At 67.1% G+C, this 16,451-nt stretch carries 14 protein-coding genes; 4 read left to right on the top strand and 10 right to left on the bottom strand.

Features of this window, described 5'->3' with window-relative positions; translation table 11 throughout:
* Nucleotides 1-89 precede the first annotated feature (89 nt).
* Nucleotides 90-1,124: an Ldh family oxidoreductase gene (locus ACSQ3M_RS17535; protein ID WP_436151345.1), complete on the top strand. Its 1,035-nt coding sequence runs from the start codon at nt 90-92 to the stop codon at nt 1,122-1,124.
* Nucleotides 1,125-1,172: 48 nt separating this feature from the next.
* On the opposite strand, the gene ACSQ3M_RS17530 is transcribed toward ACSQ3M_RS17535, so the two are convergent.
* From ACSQ3M_RS17530 to ACSQ3M_RS17500, 7 genes are all read right to left on the bottom strand, one after another.
* Nucleotides 1,173-2,135, bottom strand: coding sequence for a dihydrodipicolinate synthase family protein (locus ACSQ3M_RS17530; protein ID WP_436151344.1), 963 nt, complete (start codon nt 2,133-2,135; stop codon nt 1,173-1,175).
* A 195-nt stretch (nt 2,136-2,330) separates the two neighbouring features.
* Complete coding sequence (locus tag ACSQ3M_RS17525) at nt 2,331-3,035, bottom strand: GntR family transcriptional regulator (protein WP_436151343.1); 705 nt, start codon at nt 3,033-3,035, stop codon at nt 2,331-2,333.
* A gap of 87 nt (nt 3,036-3,122) precedes the next feature.
* A complete protein-coding gene (locus tag ACSQ3M_RS17520; RefSeq protein ID WP_436151342.1) occupies nt 3,123-5,399 on the bottom strand; it encodes a TIM-barrel domain-containing protein in 2,277 nt (758 codons plus the stop codon).
* A gap of 16 nt (nt 5,400-5,415) precedes the next feature.
* A complete protein-coding gene (locus ACSQ3M_RS17515; RefSeq protein ID WP_436151548.1) occupies nt 5,416-6,486 on the bottom strand; it encodes an ABC transporter ATP-binding protein in 1,071 nt (356 codons plus the stop codon).
* Nucleotides 6,483-7,535 (bottom strand): carbohydrate ABC transporter permease, encoded by a 1,053-nt coding sequence (locus ACSQ3M_RS17510; RefSeq protein ID WP_436151341.1) that lies wholly within the window; start codon nt 7,533-7,535, stop codon nt 6,483-6,485. The genes ACSQ3M_RS17515 and ACSQ3M_RS17510 overlap by 4 nt, the downstream gene beginning before the upstream one ends.
* Nucleotides 7,532-8,560, bottom strand: coding sequence for a carbohydrate ABC transporter permease (locus tag ACSQ3M_RS17505; protein WP_436151340.1), 1,029 nt, complete (start codon nt 8,558-8,560; stop codon nt 7,532-7,534). The genes ACSQ3M_RS17510 and ACSQ3M_RS17505 overlap by 4 nt, the downstream gene beginning before the upstream one ends.
* A gap of 5 nt (nt 8,561-8,565) precedes the next feature.
* Nucleotides 8,566-9,843 (bottom strand): ABC transporter substrate-binding protein, encoded by a 1,278-nt coding sequence (locus ACSQ3M_RS17500; RefSeq protein ID WP_436151339.1) that lies wholly within the window; start codon nt 9,841-9,843, stop codon nt 8,566-8,568.
* 155 nt (nt 9,844-9,998) lie between these two features.
* Between ACSQ3M_RS17500 and ACSQ3M_RS17495 the strand changes: the two genes are divergently transcribed.
* The 3 genes from ACSQ3M_RS17495 to ACSQ3M_RS17485 all read left to right on the top strand — a co-directional run bounded on the left by ACSQ3M_RS17495 (nt 9,999) and on the right by ACSQ3M_RS17485 (nt 12,774).
* A complete protein-coding gene (locus tag ACSQ3M_RS17495; protein ID WP_436151338.1) occupies nt 9,999-11,036 on the top strand; it encodes a LacI family DNA-binding transcriptional regulator in 1,038 nt (345 codons plus the stop codon).
* Entirely contained in the window at nt 11,033-11,413 is a 381-nt protein-coding gene (locus tag ACSQ3M_RS17490; RefSeq protein ID WP_436151337.1) for a cupin domain-containing protein, read from the top strand. Before ACSQ3M_RS17495 ends, ACSQ3M_RS17490 begins: the two co-directional genes overlap by 4 nt.
* An 86-nt stretch (nt 11,414-11,499) precedes the next feature.
* Nucleotides 11,500-12,774, top strand: coding sequence for an NAD(P)/FAD-dependent oxidoreductase (locus ACSQ3M_RS17485; protein ID WP_436151336.1), 1,275 nt, complete (start codon nt 11,500-11,502; stop codon nt 12,772-12,774).
* A gap of 119 nt (nt 12,775-12,893) precedes the next feature.
* On the opposite strand, the gene pgi is transcribed toward ACSQ3M_RS17485, so the two are convergent.
* The 3 genes from pgi to ACSQ3M_RS17470 all read right to left on the bottom strand — a co-directional run bounded on the left by pgi (nt 12,894) and on the right by ACSQ3M_RS17470 (nt 16,392).
* On the bottom strand, nt 12,894-14,522 hold the full coding sequence (pgi, locus tag ACSQ3M_RS17480; RefSeq protein WP_436151335.1) for a glucose-6-phosphate isomerase: 1,629 nt from the start codon (nt 14,520-14,522) through the stop codon (nt 12,894-12,896).
* Nucleotides 14,523-14,632: 110 nt separating this feature from the next.
* On the bottom strand, nt 14,633-15,586 hold the full coding sequence (locus tag ACSQ3M_RS17475; protein ID WP_436151334.1) for a carbohydrate kinase family protein: 954 nt from the start codon (nt 15,584-15,586) through the stop codon (nt 14,633-14,635).
* The gene (locus ACSQ3M_RS17470) at nt 15,583-16,392 is read right to left on the bottom strand and encodes an IclR family transcriptional regulator (RefSeq protein ID WP_436151333.1); all 810 of its coding nucleotides are present in this window, start codon (nt 16,390-16,392) and stop codon (nt 15,583-15,585) included. The genes ACSQ3M_RS17475 and ACSQ3M_RS17470 overlap by 4 nt, the downstream gene beginning before the upstream one ends.
* Nucleotides 16,393-16,451 lie beyond the last annotated feature (59 nt).

Genomic DNA, 16,451 nt, shown 5'->3' with positions numbered 1-16,451 from the left:
GATCAGAACCTTCCTGACTGCTTGAAGTCATGTCGGCTTTTTGAATACAGCATGTATGCAGAAATGCAACGACCGAGCAGGACGACACCATGAGCGACACGACGATCCTCAGCATGGAGGCACTGACGCGCCGGATCGAGGCGATCTTCCGCAAGGGCGGATTGTCGCCGCAGCATGCCGCGGCGCTGGCCCGCGTGATCGCAGCGGGCGAGCGCGACGGCTGCAAGTCGCATGGCGTCTTCCGGGTCGAGGGTTGCCTGCGCACGATCAAGGCCGGCAAGGTCTCGACTGACGCCGAGCCGGTCCTGCATGATGACGGCTCGGCCGTATTGCGTGTGGCGGCGGGCGGCGCCTTCTCCTGCGCCGGCTTCGAGCTGGGTGCGCCGGCGCTAGCCGAGCGAGCAAAACAGCTCGGCCTCGCCGCGCTGGTGATCAACGACTGCACCCATTTCTCGGCACTCTGGCCGGAGGTCGAAGCGCTCGCCGGAATGGGCGTCGCCGCGCTGGCGATGTGCCCGAGCTATGCCACCGTCGCGCCGGCAGGCGGAACGAGCGCCCTGCTCGGCACCAATCCCCTCGCCTTCGGCTGGCCGCGCAAGAATGGCCATCCTTACGTCTTCGATTTCGCCACCAGCGTCGCCGCCCGTGGCGAGATCGAATTGCATCGCCGCGCTGGAAAACCGCTGCCCGAGGGCTGGGCGCTGGATTCGCAGGGCGAGCCGACCACGGACCCGACGGCCGCGCTCGCCGGGGCGATGCTGCCCTTCGGCGGCCACAAGGGCTCGGCGATCTCGACCATGATCGAATTGCTGGCCGGCGTGATGATCGGCGACCTGACCAGCCAGGGCGCACTCGACTTCCTCGGCACCACGACGCTGGCGCCGCAGCATGGCGAGCTGATCCTGGCGTTCTCGCCCGAGCGCTTCGCCGCCGGCCGCCCTGGCGATCCGTTCGCCCGCGCCGAGATCCTGTTCGAGGCAATCGCCGGACAGGGCGCGCGTCTGCCCTCGCAGCGACGCTTCAAGGCCCGTGAGCGCTCGCTGGCAGAGGGCATCGCCCTGACCGCCGCCGAGATCGAGCAATTGGAGCGACTGGAGACGCTGGGCCTCGACGCGGTCGCCTGACAGCAGAAAGGCCCTCCCGTCGCCGGGAGGGCCTGCCCTGAACAACTCTCAGGCGGCGAATTTCATGATCGCGCCGGCCTGCTTCGACCATTGCGCATACCAGCTGTCGAACAGCTTGAGCTGCGCCTCGACATAGCCGCGCTGGCTCTCGCCGAGCGCATCGGTCGGGTTGAAGTGCAGCGCGTACTCGGCATCGCCCTTCAGCACCATCATGTGCTTGAAATAGAGGACGAGGTCCGGTCCTTCGTCGAAGGAGGAGAGCACGGCGAGCGCCGCCTCCAACTCGAGCGCCAGCCGGCGCGCCTCGACATCACCCTTCGCCGCCGCCTGGCTCAGGCTGACGAGGTTCAGCACCTCCCTCGGCAGCACGCAGCCAATGCCGGTGATCGCGCCGGTGGCACCGCAATTGACGAAACCATGGAAGACGCAGGTATCGACGCCGATCATCAGCGAGACGTCATCGTCGCGGCTGGTGATGGTCTCGGCCGCGTAACGCATGTCGGCGGCACCACCGAACTCCTTGAAGCCGATCAGGTTCGGATGCTCGGCCCGCAGTGCAAAGAACAGATCGGCGCGGGTGGAAAAGCCGTAATAGGGGCTATTGTAGATCACGGCCGGCAGGTCGGGCGCCGCGGCGAGGATCGCCTTGAAATGGTGGCGCTGCGCCTCGACCACCGAACCGCGCGAGAGCACCCGCGGGATCACCATCAGACCCTTGGCACCGACCTTCTGGGCGTGGGCGGCATGGGCGACGGCGGAAGCGGTGTTGACCGCGCCGGTGCCGACGATCACCGGCACGCCCGCCTTCACCAGGGCCTCGACGCCCTGCATGCGCTGCGCGTCGGTCAGCAGCGGCCAGTCGCCCATCGAGCCGCAATAGACCACCGCCGACATGCCGGCGGCGATCAATTCCCTCCCCTTGCGCACCAGCGCCTCGAAATCGGGGCTGCGGTCGTCCTTGCAGGGGGTCATCAGCGCCGGCATGCAGCCGGAAAAGATCTGGGCCTTCATCGCGCGCTCCTCAGGCTGCGGTTCCACCGGCGGTGCGTTTCGCCGCTTTGGTTTGCATCATAATACTCTTTGTATTTTATTTGTCGACAAGAAAATGAGGCACGTAGAATCCCGATCGTGCCGGAGATCGTGCCGGAACAAACCAACGGGGCCTGAGCCCGGAGATAACTGCTGGTTCCGCCTGGGAAGCGCGCCTTAAAGCGCCAGCGTCTGGCGCCGGTCGCGGGCAATCAATTGCTGGATCTGCTGGACGATCTGGTCGGCATGGGCCTTGGCCAGCCGGTCTGCGCCATCGATGTCGCGCGCCGCAATCGCCGCGATCATCTCCTCATGCTCGGCGACATAGCGCTGCGGCAGGCGATCCTCGAAGGAGGAGTAGTAGAGCCGCAGGATGCGCCGGCCTTCATCGAGCAAGCGGCAGAACAGCCCGGTGTAATAGGAATTGCGTCCGGCTTCCGCGATAGCCGCATGGAAATCGCGGTTGGTGGCAATCATGGCGAGCGCATCCTGCGCCTCGACGGCCCCTGCGAATGCAGCCTGCCGGGCGCGGATGATGTCGAGATCCGCCGCGACATGGAACTCGGCCGCCAGCCGCGTCGTGACGCGGTACATCAGCGTGATCGCATCGAAGAAGGTGTGCAGGTTGAGGAAATCGATGTTCGACACCACGGTCGAGCGATTGGGCAGCGTCGTCACCAGCCCTTCGCTCGCCAGGCGCACCAGCGCCTCGCGAATCGGCGTGCGCGACATCGACAGGCGCTCGGCCAGTTGGATCTCGTCGATCGGGCTGCCGGGCGGCAGCACGAGGTCGATGATATCGTCGCGCAGGATGTCGTAGACGAGCTTGACGCCCTCGCCCCGCTTGCGCTCGGCCGGGGCTGCCGTGGTCCTGTCGGTCATGTCGCCATCCATTGTCGACATGACAAATACAGATTGCACGTTACGGCAGCAACAGCGCCGGCCTGCCGCCAGCGCTGTCGAGCGAATTCAGGCGCCGATCTGCCGGATCGCGATCTTGTTGAAGCGCGGCTTGCCCTCGCCCTGCTGCTCGATTGCGACCTCGCCATTGCGGACATGGAAGCGGATCAGCGTCGCGCCCGCGCCCTGCCAATCGGCGGTCTCGCCATCGTCCTCATAGAGCTCACCGGAGGCACCCTCGACCACGCCGCAGACCAGGACCTCGCGGTCATTGTTGATTTTGGTCGGGTCGCCGAGCGGGATCAGCGCCCCGGCTCGAACAAAGAGCGGCAGCCGGCCGAGCGGCGCTGGAACCGTCACGGTGACGCCGCCCGGATAGTGCTTGCCGTCGTGCCAGTCATACCAGCCGCCCTCATGCTGCGGCAGGTAGACGCTGCGCTCGCGCGCGCCCTCCTCCAGCACCGGCGCGACCAGCACGTCCGGGCCGAGCATGAAGACATCGTCGATCGCCACGGCCGCCGCATCCTGCGGGAAATCGTAGAGCAGCGGGCGCACGGCCGGGATGCCGTCGCGGCTCGCCCGCCACATCTGCGTGTAGAGATAGGGCATCAGCCGGTAGCGCAGCTGGATCGCCTCGCGTACCTGCGGGATCACCTCGGGATGCATCCAGGGCAGGTTGACCACGCCGTCATCGTTCCAGGAGTTCATCACCATGCGCGGCCAGAGCGCGCAGAACTCGTTGAAGCGGACGAACAGCTCCGGCCCCGGCGTCGGGCCGTGGAAGCCGCCGACATCGTGGCCGATGCTGAACATGCCCGACAGGCTCATATTGAGCCCCTGGGTCAGGTTGTAGCGCAGTGTCTTCCAGGCGGTCTCGTTGTCGCCCGACCAGGTCTGGGCGTAGCGCGAGATGCCGGCGCAGCCGCCGCGCGTGATCGCGTATTGCCGCTTGCCCGGCGCACGTTCGGCTTGAGCCTCGTAGGACAGCTTGGTCATCAGGAGCGGCTGCGCCGGCCGCGCCAGCGCCTGGCGGAAGGGCCGCCCGTCGCCGTCGCAGACCGCGTCCTCGTCCCAGATCTCGTATTCGTTGTTGTCGTTCCAGACCGTGGTGAAGCCATGGTCGAGCAGCGCCGTCTCGATGCCGGCGCGCCACCAGGCCCGGCCCTTCGGGTTAGTGAAGTCGATGTGGAAGCCGAGCCCGTCCCAGAACTGCGCCACCGCCGGCTCGCCGGTCTGCTGATCCTTGACCAGGAAGCCCTGGTCCAGTGCCTCCTTGAGGCGCGGATGGTCGTCGAGCAGGCAGGGCTTCAGGTTCGCGACCGTGTGCATGCCGGCCTTGTTCAACCGCTTCATCGTCACCAGCGGCTCCGGGAACTTGTCGCGGTTCCAGTTGAAGGCGTAGCGGCGCTGGCCGATCTGGGTATAGCCCGAGCCGAAATGGAAGCTGTCGCAGGGGATCGCGTGCTTGCGGCATTTGGCGATGAAGTCGCTGATGCGGGCATCGGCGTCGGGCGCGTCCGCGATCGCCATCGAGGTCACGCCGAAACCGAAGGACCAGCGTGGCGCAAAGGCCTGCCCGCCGGTCAGCCAGGAAAAGCGCCTGACCACATCCGGCACGGTCGGGCCGGCCATGACGTAATAGTCAAGATCACCGTCATCGCCTTTCCAGGAGCGGAACAGGCCATGGTAATTGTCGAGCGTGCAGCCGAGATCGACGCTGCCGGTCGAGAGGTTGTCGTAGAAGACGCCATGGGCGCCCGCCTTCCCGTCGACGATGAAGAAGGGCAACATCTTGTAGAGCGGGTCGGAGAGTTCGGCGTCGAAGCCGCAAGGGTCGACCGCGTCGATCGCAAAGCGCCGCCCGGTTCGGTCGAGCGGGCCGGCCTTGTCGCCGAGCCCGTAATGCCGCTCGGCATAGTCGCGCGCCATGAAATGCGCCACCGCGCCGGTGCGCGGCGAGATCAGATAGGCCTGCGTCGTGCGGTCCTGCAGGAAAGGCTCAGCCTCGCCCTCGCGCCGCCAGGCGATGCCGAAGGGCGAGAGCGTGACCTCGGCCGTCAAGCCGTTGGCGGACAATGTGACCTTGCCCTCGCCTTCGCTGACGCCAGCCTTCGGGCAGGCAAAGCCGGAAAGGTCGTCACGCGGGCGCCCTTCATAGGGCGGCTCCAGCGCGCCGGGCGCGATCGACCAGCCGCGGTCGAGCCGGTAGCCGTCCTGCGGCTTCAGCGTCACCCGGCCGATATCGCCTTCGAGGATACGGACGGCAATCGTCGCGCCAAGGCCGACATCGAACAAGGCGGCTTCGCCGTCGCGGCCGAGATAGCGGCCTTGCGTCAGGGCTTTCATGGGATCTCTCTAGTCGTCAGGACCGGACGGCCCGGCCGTTCTCGTCGAACAGGTGCAGGTGCTGCTGCGGGAAGCCGAGCGCGACGCTGGCGCCGCGCTGGTGTTCGCTCTGGCCATCGAGCCTGAGCGTGATCTGCGGCAACCCCGATGAGGCGCCGTAGAGATAGCTCTCGCCGCCAAGGCGCTCGACCAGCTCGATCGCGAGCGGCACGCCGCCACCCGGCGCGGCAAGCGAGAGATGCTCGGGCCGGATGCCGAGCGTGACGGTTGCGCCAGATACGAGGCTTCCGGTCTGGCAGGCGACCTCGTGCCTCTCTTCGCCGATCGCGACCGCGCCGGCGCGCACCACCTTGCCCGGCAGCAGATTCATGCGCGGCGAACCGATAAAGCCGGCGACGAACAGGTTGTCGGGCCGGTTGTAGAGATCGAGCGGCGTGCCGACCTGCTCGATCCGCCCGCTATGGAGCACGACGATGCGGTGCGCCAACGTCATCGCCTCGACCTGGTCGTGGGTGACGTAGATCATCGTGCCGCCGATCTCGGCGTGGAGCGCAGCGAGCTCCTTGCGGGTCGCGACGCGCAATTCGGCGTCGAGGTTCGAGAGCGGTTCATCGAACAGGAAGATCTTGGGATCGCGCACGATGGCGCGGCCGATGGCGACCCGTTGGCGCTGGCCGCCGGAGAGCGCCTTGGGCTTGCGTTCGAGATAGTCGGTCAGGCGCAGCATGGTGGCGGCGCGCCTGACGCGGCGGTCGATCTCGTCGCGCTTGAAGCCCATGTTCTCCAGCGCAAAGGCCATGTTCGCGTAGACGCTCATATGCGGGTAGAGCGCATAGGACTGGAACACCATGGCGAGGCCGCGCTCGGAAGCCGGCAGCCCGGTGACGTCGGCGCCGTCGATCGCGATCGACCCGCCGGTGATGCTCTCCAGCCCGGCGATCGAGCGCAGCAGCGTCGACTTCCCGCAGCCGGAGGGGCCGACGAAGACGACGAACTCGCCATCGGCGACGTCGAGGTCGATGCCGTGCAGCACCGTCGTCGCGCCATAGGCCTTGCGGACGCCCGATAGGCTCAGTCCCGCCATTATTTCATTCCCGTATTGGCTATGCCGGTGGTGATGAAGCGCTGCAGGAAGACAAAGACCAGCGCCACCGGAAGCAGCGTCACCACCGTCATGGCGAGCAGATAGTGCCACTGCGTCTGAAGCTCGCCCTGGAAGGCGTTGAGGCCGATCTGCAGTGTGTAGCTTTCAGTCTTCGTCAGCACCGCGAGCGGCCAGAGGAACTCGTTCCAGCGCCACATGATCGAGAAGATCGCGAGCACGGCCAGCGCTGGCATGGCGAGCGGCATCACGATCCGCCAATAGATCTGCCACTCTGAGGCCTTGTCCATGCGCGCCGCCTCGATCAGGTCGCGCGGCAAGGTCAGCATGTACTGGCGCAGCAGGAACACACCGGTCGGTGTCGCCGCGCCGGGCAGGATCACCGCCCACAGCGAGTTGACCAGGCCGAGTTCGGTGATGACGAGATAGACCGGCACGAGGATGATGGTGATCGGTATCATCAGGGTGCCGATCACCATCAGCATCACCGCCGTCTTGCCGCGGAACTCGTAGATCGAGAGCGCATAGGCCGCCATCGAGTTGATCACCAAGGTGATCAGCGTCGCGACCACGGTGACGAAGACCGAGTTCCAGAGGAAGCGCATGAAGGCGAAGCGCTCCAGCGGCTCGGTGTAGTTCTCGGTCGCGAGCTTGAACTCGCGCACGGGGCTGCGCTTGTCGATCGGCACCCGGATCGCCTGGCCGGGATTGGCCGGGTCGATCATCTGGGCCTGGATGCCGACGCGGCGGACCTGCGCCAGCACCCGCTTCGAGCCATCCTCCATCGTCACTTCGAAGAGCGGCAGCGGCTGGGCATGGCCCTCGACCCGAACCTCCTTCTGCGACATCGGCAGCAGCGAGGGCGGGAATTCGAGCAGGCCGGCCTGCGTCTTGAAGGAAGAGAGGCCGAGCCAGAGCACCGGCCCGAACATCAGCACGACGCCGAGCGCGAGATAGGCGTAAGCGGCAATGTCGGTCCAGTGCCAGCGGCCGGGATTGCGGCGGGCCACCGCCATGCGCGCGAGCCTGTTCATGCCGCCCCCTTGCGGCGGCTCGCCGCGAGCTGGGCCAGCGTCAGCGCGAACAGCACGACACCGAGCACGACGGAGGCTGCTGCCGCCAGGCCGAAATTCTGGACCTGATTGGCGAAGGCGGTCTCGTAGATGTAGTGCACCACCATCAGCGTCGCGGTGCCTGGCCCGCCGCCGGTCAGCACGAAGACTTCGTCGAAGGTCTGCACGCCGCGGATCAGCGCCAGCACGATCACCACGATCATGTTCGGCCAGAGCAGCGGCAGGGTGATGCGCCAGAACACGCGCCAGCGCGGCGTCGCGTCCATCTCGGCGGCCTCGTAGAGATCGGCGGGGATCGCCTGCAGGCCGGCGAGCAGGATCAGCGTGTAGAAGCCCATATGGGCCCAGATCGAGACGAAGACGATCCAGAACATCGCCCAGCTCGGATCGACCAGGAACAGGATGCGCTCGCCGCCGAGCGAGGTGATCGCGGCGTTGAGCAGGCCGTCACGCTGCAGGATCCATTTCCAGGTCAGCGCCACCACCACCGGCGAGAGCAGCACCGGGAAGAAGTAGACGGCGCGGAAGAAGCCGCGCGCCCTGATCTTCATGTTCAGCACCACCGCCGTCAGCAGCGAGAACAGCACCATCGCCGTGACCTGGAAGACAGTGAAGCGCGCGGTATTGGAAACGCCGCGCCAGAAATGGTCCTCGCGGCAGGAGGACGGGTCGAGGAAGGAGCCGCAATCGAAGAGATAGGCGTATTGCTGCGCACCGACATAGGGGCGCTCGGATGGGAACAGCCCCGCCCCACCCGTCACCGAGAAGACGAAGTTGATGATAAGCGGCAAGAAGACGAAGAGCGAGAAGAAGACGAGATTGGGCAGCAGGAAGACATAGGCCATCCGCCGCTCGCCGATCAGCCGCTGCAGAACCTGCATCGGCCAGTCGATCAGCCGCATCAGAGCCGCGAGCGGCGCAGCGAACAGGCTCGCTGCGCCGGCGCGTTCCGATGGCGCTGCCGGGATGGGAGCGTCGGAGGCCATCCGCCTTACTTCTTGCGCTCGGCGATCTGCTGGGCGATGTCGGATTCGATCCGCTTATAGGCCTCGTCGAGGTTGCCCTCGCCCGAGATCGCCTGGCCGAGCCGGCTGATCACCGCGTTGAAGATGACGCGGTTGCTTGTATAGCCCTGCAATTGATAGGCGACCGGCGAGAGCTGTGCGACCTGGTCCGAGAAGACCTTGAGCGCGGCCTTGGCCGGGGCGCTCGCGCCCTGATAATCGAGGCCCTTGGCGGCGATGCCGAGATGGCCGGGCACGAACAGCGAGCGGGCATAGAACTCGCTCAGCACCGGCTCGCTCGAGAGGTATTCCATCACCTTGGCGACGGCTTCCGGGCTCTTCGTCGTCTTGATCGCGACGAGGCCAGCCCCACCCGGCATGCCCGAGCAGCCGCCGGCGCCGCAGGGAGCGGGAACCGCGATCCAGTCGAAGGCGTCGCCGACCGTCTTGTCGAACTGGGCGATCTGCCAGGAGCCCGACTGGTACATCACGACCTGGGCGTTCTTGAACTCGTCATTGGCGCCGCGATAGGCGGTGCCGGAGACCGAGCCCCAGAGCTCCTTCTTCATCACGCCATTGTTGTGCCAGTCATAGACCAGCTTGGCGCCGCGCTTGAAACCATCATCGATCACCGCCGGCTCGCCCTTGGCGTCGAAAACCTTGGCGCCTTCCGAAACGGCGACCGAGAAGAAGCGGTGGCCCGAGCGATCCATCGCTAGGGGGAACGGCGCCTGGACCTTGGCCGCGACATCCTTGACCGCCTTGCCCCAGTCCTCCCAAGTCGCCTTGGCGCCGGGCATCGCGATGCCAGCCTGCTCGAACAGCGTCTTATTGACGAAGGGGCCGGTGACGGTGAGCTGCGTCATGAAGCCGGTGATCGCCTTGGTGTCGCCTTCGGGCCTCATCCAGGGCAGGAACGGGCCGAAATTCTTTTCCCAATAGGCCGCGTCCTTGAGATGCGGCCGCAGGTCGAGCGCATAGCGGGCAATGCCGCCGAGGTCGACGACGCGGGCGATGTCCGGACCCTGGCCGGAGGCGAGCTGGACGGGCAGGTTCTCGGTGATGGCCTTGTAGGGCACCTGGTCGAGCACGACCTTGATGTCCTTGTTCTGGGCCTCGAAGCGCTTGAGCAGGTCGGTGATGACCTCGCCCTCATTGCCGTCGGAATACCAGGCGATGCGGACCGTGGTCTGGGCTTGCGCGATGCCGCCCATGACGAGGCCGGCCGTCAAGGCGAGCGCCGAAATCCAATGCTTGCTTTGCATGAGCGTTCCATCCCCGCTTGAAACGACGCCTCAAGGAGCGTCTTGACAATCATTAAGGCAAACGTTTGCCTAGCTTGTCAATCCCGAAGTGAGCCGGCATCTCTGGCAGGCTGACTCGCCGGGCCGTGCCAGGCGAGTAGCGGGGATGGAGCGCGATGAAGACCAGGGCCGCCAAGGCACAGCAGGGTTCGGTCTCGCTCACCACCGTCGCGCACGACACCGGCGTCTCGATCTCGACTGTCTCGCGCATCGTCAACGGCGCGAGCGGGCGGGCCTCGCCCGAGACGGTCGCGCGCGTCGAGGCGGCGATCGCGCGGCTGGGCTACCGGCCCAACCCGGTCGGACGGGCGCTGCGCCAACGCGCCAGCCGCGTCGTGGCGATGCTCTCGCCCAATCTCGACAACCCCGCCATGGCGGCGATCGCGGTCTCGACCGAGGCGGCGCTGCGCGCCGCCGGCTATGTGATGATCCTCTGCGACACGCATGACCGTGCCGAGCTTCAGGACGACTACCTGCAGGCGATGCGCGAGCAATTTGTAGCCGGCTATGTCATGGTCAGCGCCGTGCGCAGCCGCGGGCTCGAGGAGACGCTCCGGCGCGGCGACCCGATGGTCTTCGTCGCGCGCCACAACCCGCTCGGCGGCGGCGCCTATGTCGGCATCGACAACCGCGCCGCCGGGGCCGATGCAGCCGACTTTATGTTGGCTCGCGGGATCGAGCGGCCCGCAGTGCTGATGGCGGCGCAGAATATTTCGAGCACCCAGGAGCGTGCCTCCGGCTTCATCGACCGTCTCGTGGCGCGCGGGGTCCCGGCAGATGCGATCCGGCGCGCCAGCGGCCCCGGGCTCTCGCATATCGAGATCGGCTATGCCGCCGCCCGCGCGCTCGTGCAGGACGGCGGCTGGCCGGAAGGGGCGCTTTGCGTCAGCGACATGATCGCCTATGGCGCCTATCGATTGGCGGTCGAGAACGATGTGCCGATCCCGCAGCGTTGCACGCTGGTTGGGGTCGACGGCAACGCGATCAACCACTGGATCGCGCCCTGGCTGACCTCGATCCGCATCCCCTATGAGAGCTTCGGCGGACATGTCGTCAGCCAGCTGGAATCACTCTGGAGCGGCGCGCCGACATCGGAAGTCCGGATCCCGCACGAGCCGCCGATGACCGGGCTCGCGCAGAAGGTGAGCGCATGACCCTGCTCGACCACGAGACCCAGCCGCTCGAGCAATGGCGCGAGGGCGTGATGACGCAGATGCGGGTGTCCGCGCTGGTGCGCTCCGCTCAGCTCTGCATCTTCGAGCAGTTCTGCGACCCCGGCCTCGGCGCCCCGATCCACCTCCACGCCGTCGAGGAGATCCTCGAGGTGATGGCGGGCGAGGCCGAGATCACCCTGCGCGGCGAAAGCCTGATCCTGCGCGCCAACCAATCGCTCGTGATCCCGGCCGGCGCGAGGCACGGCTTCAGGAATATCGGCTCCGGCATCCTCAAGGTCCGCGCCACGCTCGCCGCGCCGATCTTCGAGGCGAGCTATGAGGATCGCGCCGAGCAGTCGCGGCGCTGGGTTCCCTGAAGCGAGCGCGTGCAGACGGGTCAGCTACAGCCCAACCCCGCAACCGTGCTACAGAAGCCGCATCCTGCCGAAACGAGGGATGGCCGATGAGCGAGCCGCATCATGTCGTGGTGATCGGCGGCGGCTTCGCCGGGCTCGAGACGGTGCACCGCCTGGCAGGCGCAGATATGCGCATCACCATCGTCGATCGCCGCAATCATCACCTCTTCCAGCCTTTGCTCTACCAGGTCGCCACCGCCTCGCTCGCGACCTCGGAGATCGCCTGGCCGATCCGGCATCTGTTCCGGCGCCGCAGCGAGGTGACGACCCTGCTGGCCGAGGTGACCGGGATCGACACTGCCCGGCGTGAGGTCGCGCTCTCGACCGGCGAGACGCTGCACTACGACACGCTCGTCGTCGCCACCGGCGCAACCCACGCCTATTTCGGCCATGACGACTGGGAGCCCTATGCGCCGGGCCTGAAGACGCTGGAGGATGCGACGACGATCCGCCGCCGCATCCTCGTCGCCTTCGAGCGCGCCGAGGCAGAGCAAGACCCGCAGCGCCGCGCCGCGCTCCTGACCTTCGTCGTCATCGGCGCCGGCCCGACCGGCGTCGAGCTCGCCGGCACGATCGCGGAACTTGCGCGCGCGACCCTGCCCGAGGATTTCCGCCGGATCGATACCCGCTCGAGCCGTGTCGTGCTGGTCGAAGCCGGCGAGCGCATTCTGCCCGGCTTCGCCGAGGATCTGTCGCGCTATGCCCATGAGGCACTGCAGCGCATCGGCGTCGAGGTCCGCACCGGCGCGCCCGTCACGGCGTGCACCAGCGCAGGCGTCTCCATCGGACAAGAAGAGCTGCCGGCCGCGACCGTGATCTGGGCGGCCGGCGTGCGCGCCTCTCCTGCTGGCGCCTGGCTCGATGCGCCGATCGACCGCGCTGGCCGCGTGCAGGTCGAGCCTGATCTCACCATGCCCGGCCGGCCGGACGTGTTCGTGATCGGCGACACCGCGAGCGTGATGGATCAGGACGGCAAGCCGGTTCCCGGCATTGCGCCCGCCGCCAAGCAGCAGGGTCGCCATGTCGCGGCGACGATCAAGCGCCGGCTCGCCGGCGACAAGGCGCCGCGCCCCTTCGCCTACAGCCATGCCGGCAGCCTCGCCACCATCGGCAAGCGCGCCGCGATCATCGACTTCGGCCGGGTGAAGCTGAAGGGCTGGCTGGCCTGGTGGCTCTGGGGCCTGGCGCACATCTACTTCCTGATCGGCGTGCGGAATCGCGTGACCGTGGCGCTGAGCTGGCTCTGGATCCACGCCAGGGACCAGCGCAGCGCGCGGCTGATCACCCAGCGCGATGTGAAACAGCCGGGCGGCGGGGCCTGACAAACGTCATGCTCGGGCTTGACCCGAGCATCTCAGGCCGGATGAGGCTCCGGTCGTTGTCTTCTCGTCACGAGATTCTCGGGTCTGCGCTTCGCTCCGCCCGAGAATGACGGCGGCACTCAGCGCCCCGTCAGATAGCGAGCCAGCCCTGCCGTCGAGGCATCGTGCGCATCCGCCGGAGCCTTGCCCTCGATCACCGGCAGCAGCGCCGTCGCCAGCTCCTTGCCGAGCTCGACGCCCCATTGGTCGAAGGCGTTGATGTCGAACACCGTCGCCTCGACGAAGACACGGTGCTCGTAGAGCGCAATGAGCCGCCCGAGCGTGAACGGATCGAGCTTGCGATAGGCGACGGTCACGCTCGGCCGGTTGCCGGGAAAGACCTTGTGCGGCGCGAGGTGCTCGATCGCATCCGGCGACAGGCCCTGTTTCGCGAGCTGCGCCTTCGCCTCCTCCAGCGTGCGGCCCTTCATCATCGCCTCGCTCTGGGCAAGGCAATTGGCGAGCAGCAGGCGGTGCTGATGGGCGAGCTCCGGCTCGTGCCCTTCCGCTGCGATCAGGAACTCGCAGGGGATGATGTCGGTGCCCTGGTGCAGCAGCTGGAAGAAGGCGTGCTGGCCGTTGGTGCCGGGCTCGCCCCAGACCAGCGGACCGGTCGGCCGCGTCACCGCCCCGCCCGCCTTGTGCACGCGCTTGCCGTTCGACTCCATGTCGAGCTGCTGCAGATAGGCCGGCAGGCGCGCCAGCCGCTGATCATAAGGAAGAACCGCGCGAGCCGGATAGCCGCAGCTCTCGCGATGCCAGAGCCCGATCAAGGCGAACAGCACCGGCAGGTTCTCATTGAGCGGCGCGGTGCGGAAGTGCTCGTCCATCGCATAGGCACCGGCGAGGAAGGCGCGAAAGTCCTCGGGGCCGATCGCGATCATCACCGGCAGGCCGATCGCCGACCAGACTGAGTAGCGCCCGCCGACCCAGTCCCAGAAGCCGAAGATCCGGTCCGGCTCGATGCCGAAGGCGGCGACCTTGTCGAGCGCGGTCGAGACCGCGGCGAAGTGCTTGGCCACCGCCTCTTCGCCGAGCGCACCGGCGATCCAGCGCCGCGCGGTCGCGGCATTGGTCATGGTCTCGATCGTGGTGAAGGTCTTCGAGGCCACGATCACCAGCGTGCGCGCCGGATCGAGCTTCGCCAAGGTGTCGGCGATATGGGCGCCATCGATATTAGAGACGTAATGCAGGCGCGGCCCGTCATGATACGGCGCCAGCGCCAGCGTCGCCATCACCGGCCCGAGATCGGAGCCGCCGATGCCGATGTTGACGACATCGCTGAAGCGCTCGCCATCGGCCGCCGCGATCTTGCCGCTGCGAATGCCGTCGGCAAAAGCGGACATCCGCTCCAGGACGGCATTGACCTCCGGCATGACATCGACGCCGTCGACCTTGACCGGCCGGCCGGACTGGTTGCGCAGCGCCGTATGCAGCACGGCGCGGCCTTCCGTCGTGTTGATCGGCTCGCCCGCGAACATGGCGTCGCGCTTGGCCGCGACATCCGCCGCCTCGGCAAGTGCGAGCAGCAGCTCCACGGTCTCGGCCGTCACCGCCGTCTTGGAATAGTCGAGCAGCAGGTCGTCGAGCCGGACCGAGAAACTGGCGAAACGCTGCGGGTCGGCGGCAAAGAGCTCGCGCAGATGCTGCGAGACGGTTCGGGTGCGATGCGCGGCGAGATCCGCCCAGGCCTTCTCCAACACGATCATCCTCCTCGGCGATTGCGGTCGGCCGCCGCAGCGGCAAGCCGAGGTAGCATAGCGATAGCGGCGAGGTCACGGCAGCGAGCGGGCGGGGCAGCCATGCAGAAGGAGGACCATCAGCCCAAACGGGCGAGTTCCGCCTGCACGTCTACCGCTTTCGGCAGATCGGCGCCGCGGCGGCCGACCGTGATGGAAGCGGCGATTGCGGCGTGGGTCAGCACTTCAGCCAATGCCGCTTGATCGAGCGTAGCGACGCCTTCGATGCTCAGCCGGTCCGTCTGCGACAATCGAGCCAGCAATGCGGCATGGAAGCTGTCACCGGCGCCCACCGTGTCCCGGACACTGACCACCCTGGCCGGCAGTTCAACCTGGCCGGCGGCACAAAAGCCGATCGCTCCTTCCGCGCCACGCGTGATCACCACTAGTTTCGCGCCGAGTCCCAACCAATAGGCAGCAGCCTCCTGCAGCGAGAGCTTCCCGCCCCAGGCGATGCGGATGTCCTCGTCGCTCGCCTTGATGATGGTCGCGACGCGATAAAACCGCTCGGCGGCACCAGCCCACAGCGCCATGTCCGGCACGACACCCGGTCGCAGGTTTGGATCGACGCTGATTACCCGCCGGCCATGCTCGCGCTCGGCCAGGAGAGCGAGCGCCCCGCCGGTCGGCTCGACCGCCATGCTGTAGGAGCCGAAGCTGAGCGCCCGCACCTCCGGCGGCAGCTCGGCTGGCAGCTCAGCCGGCATCAGGAAGCGGTCGGCAGCACCTTCGCCATGGAAACCGTAGCTCGGCTGCCCATCCGCTCCGGTGGCGACGGCCGAGATGGTCGAGAGCCGGTCGCTGCGGACGATGAAGCGGCCATCGACGCCCTCCTGTGTCAGGCGTTCCGCCAGCATCGCGCCGATGCCGTCGTGCGAGATTGCGCCGAGGAAGCCGACCGGCACGCCGAGCCGCGCCAGGCCGATCGCGACATTGAAGGGCGAGCCGCCGGCAACGGCGCGCCCGGCCATCTCGGCCCCCTTGGGCGGATCGAGGAAGAGATCGACCAACGCTTCGCCGCAGACCAGGATCATGATACGGCGCTCAGGCTGCGTGAGGGATGGCGCAGGGCTGGGTCGAACGGATTGAGCATTGCGCCCAATGCCGCGGCCTCCGCCTTGAGAATGGCGACGACGCCGGGCAGGCGCTCGGGACGCAACCGGTCCGCCAGCGTGCCGACGCTCAGCGCCGCGACGACTCGGCCCTGCGCGTCGAAGATCGGCACGCCCAGGCCCGCCATGCCCGGGATCAGCCCGGTGTTGAGATTGACCCAGCCTTGCATCCGGGCTGCCTCGAGCGCGACGCGTAAGGCTGCCTCGTCGAGGAAACCACGATCGAGCAGGCGCGGCACGTTGAAGCGGATTACCGCCTCGCGCTCGGCCTCGGGCAGATGGGCGAGAATGGCAAGGCTCCCTTGCCCGAGCCCGAGCGGTACCTTGCCGCCGATGTCGCCGGTGAAGGAGCGGATCGGGAACGGCCCCTCGATCCGGTCGAGGCAGACCGCATCATAGCCGTTGCGGACCAGCAGGAAGATCGTGTCGGTCAGCGTCGCCGAGAGGCGCAGGAGCACCGGCTTGGCGAGGTCGCGCAGGCCGCCGGCCTGGCCGGCGCGGGCTGCCAGGACGAAAAAGTCGAGCGCCAGCCGGTAGCGCTTGCCGACCTGCTCGACGAAGCCCTCGGCGGCGAGATCCTGCAAGGCGCGATGCGCCGTCGGCTGGCTGCAGCCGGCCTGCTCGGCGAGATCCTTCAGGCGGATTCCGCCTGCATCCGTCGCGCCGACAAGACGCAGTAAGCCGAGCGCGCGGCGCAGGCTGGACAAAGGCTCGGCAGAATCATTCATCCACAGAGGATAATCTGAAAGACCATGAGCGCCAGTAAATTTCGTATAACGGAATTACA

The sequence above is a fragment of the Allobosea sp. LjRoot90 genome (assembly GCF_964254315.1).
Taxonomy (GTDB): Bacteria; Pseudomonadota; Alphaproteobacteria; order Rhizobiales; family Beijerinckiaceae; genus Allobosea.
This window is presented reverse-complemented; position numbering and strand designations above follow the sequence as displayed.

What these genes read in the sequence shown, in the direction of transcription:
- ACSQ3M_RS17535 (WP_436151345.1), top strand. Translation starts at nt 90, where the DNA reads ATGAGCGACACGACGATCCTCAGCATGGAGGCACTGACGCGCCGGATC.
- ACSQ3M_RS17530 (WP_436151344.1), bottom strand. Translation starts at nt 2,135, where the DNA reads ATGAAGGCCCAGATCTTTTCCGGCTGCATGCCGGCGCTGATGACCCCC.
- ACSQ3M_RS17525 (WP_436151343.1), bottom strand. Translation starts at nt 3,035, where the DNA reads ATGACCGACAGGACCACGGCAGCCCCGGCCGAGCGCAAGCGGGGCGAG.
- ACSQ3M_RS17520 (WP_436151342.1), bottom strand. Translation starts at nt 5,399, where the DNA reads ATGAAAGCCCTGACGCAAGGCCGCTATCTCGGCCGCGACGGCGAAGCC.
- ACSQ3M_RS17510 (WP_436151341.1), bottom strand. Translation starts at nt 7,535, where the DNA reads ATGAACAGGCTCGCGCGCATGGCGGTGGCCCGCCGCAATCCCGGCCGC.
- ACSQ3M_RS17505 (WP_436151340.1), bottom strand. Translation starts at nt 8,560, where the DNA reads ATGGCCTCCGACGCTCCCATCCCGGCAGCGCCATCGGAACGCGCCGGC.
- ACSQ3M_RS17500 (WP_436151339.1), bottom strand. Translation starts at nt 9,843, where the DNA reads ATGCAAAGCAAGCATTGGATTTCGGCGCTCGCCTTGACGGCCGGCCTC.
- ACSQ3M_RS17495 (WP_436151338.1), top strand. Translation starts at nt 9,999, where the DNA reads ATGAAGACCAGGGCCGCCAAGGCACAGCAGGGTTCGGTCTCGCTCACC.
- ACSQ3M_RS17490 (WP_436151337.1), top strand. Translation starts at nt 11,033, where the DNA reads ATGACCCTGCTCGACCACGAGACCCAGCCGCTCGAGCAATGGCGCGAG.
- ACSQ3M_RS17485 (WP_436151336.1), top strand. Translation starts at nt 11,500, where the DNA reads ATGAGCGAGCCGCATCATGTCGTGGTGATCGGCGGCGGCTTCGCCGGG.
- pgi (WP_436151335.1), bottom strand. Translation starts at nt 14,522, where the DNA reads ATGATCGTGTTGGAGAAGGCCTGGGCGGATCTCGCCGCGCATCGCACC.
- ACSQ3M_RS17475 (WP_436151334.1), bottom strand. Translation starts at nt 15,586, where the DNA reads ATGATCCTGGTCTGCGGCGAAGCGTTGGTCGATCTCTTCCTCGATCCG.
- ACSQ3M_RS17470 (WP_436151333.1), bottom strand. Translation starts at nt 16,392, where the DNA reads ATGAATGATTCTGCCGAGCCTTTGTCCAGCCTGCGCCGCGCGCTCGGC.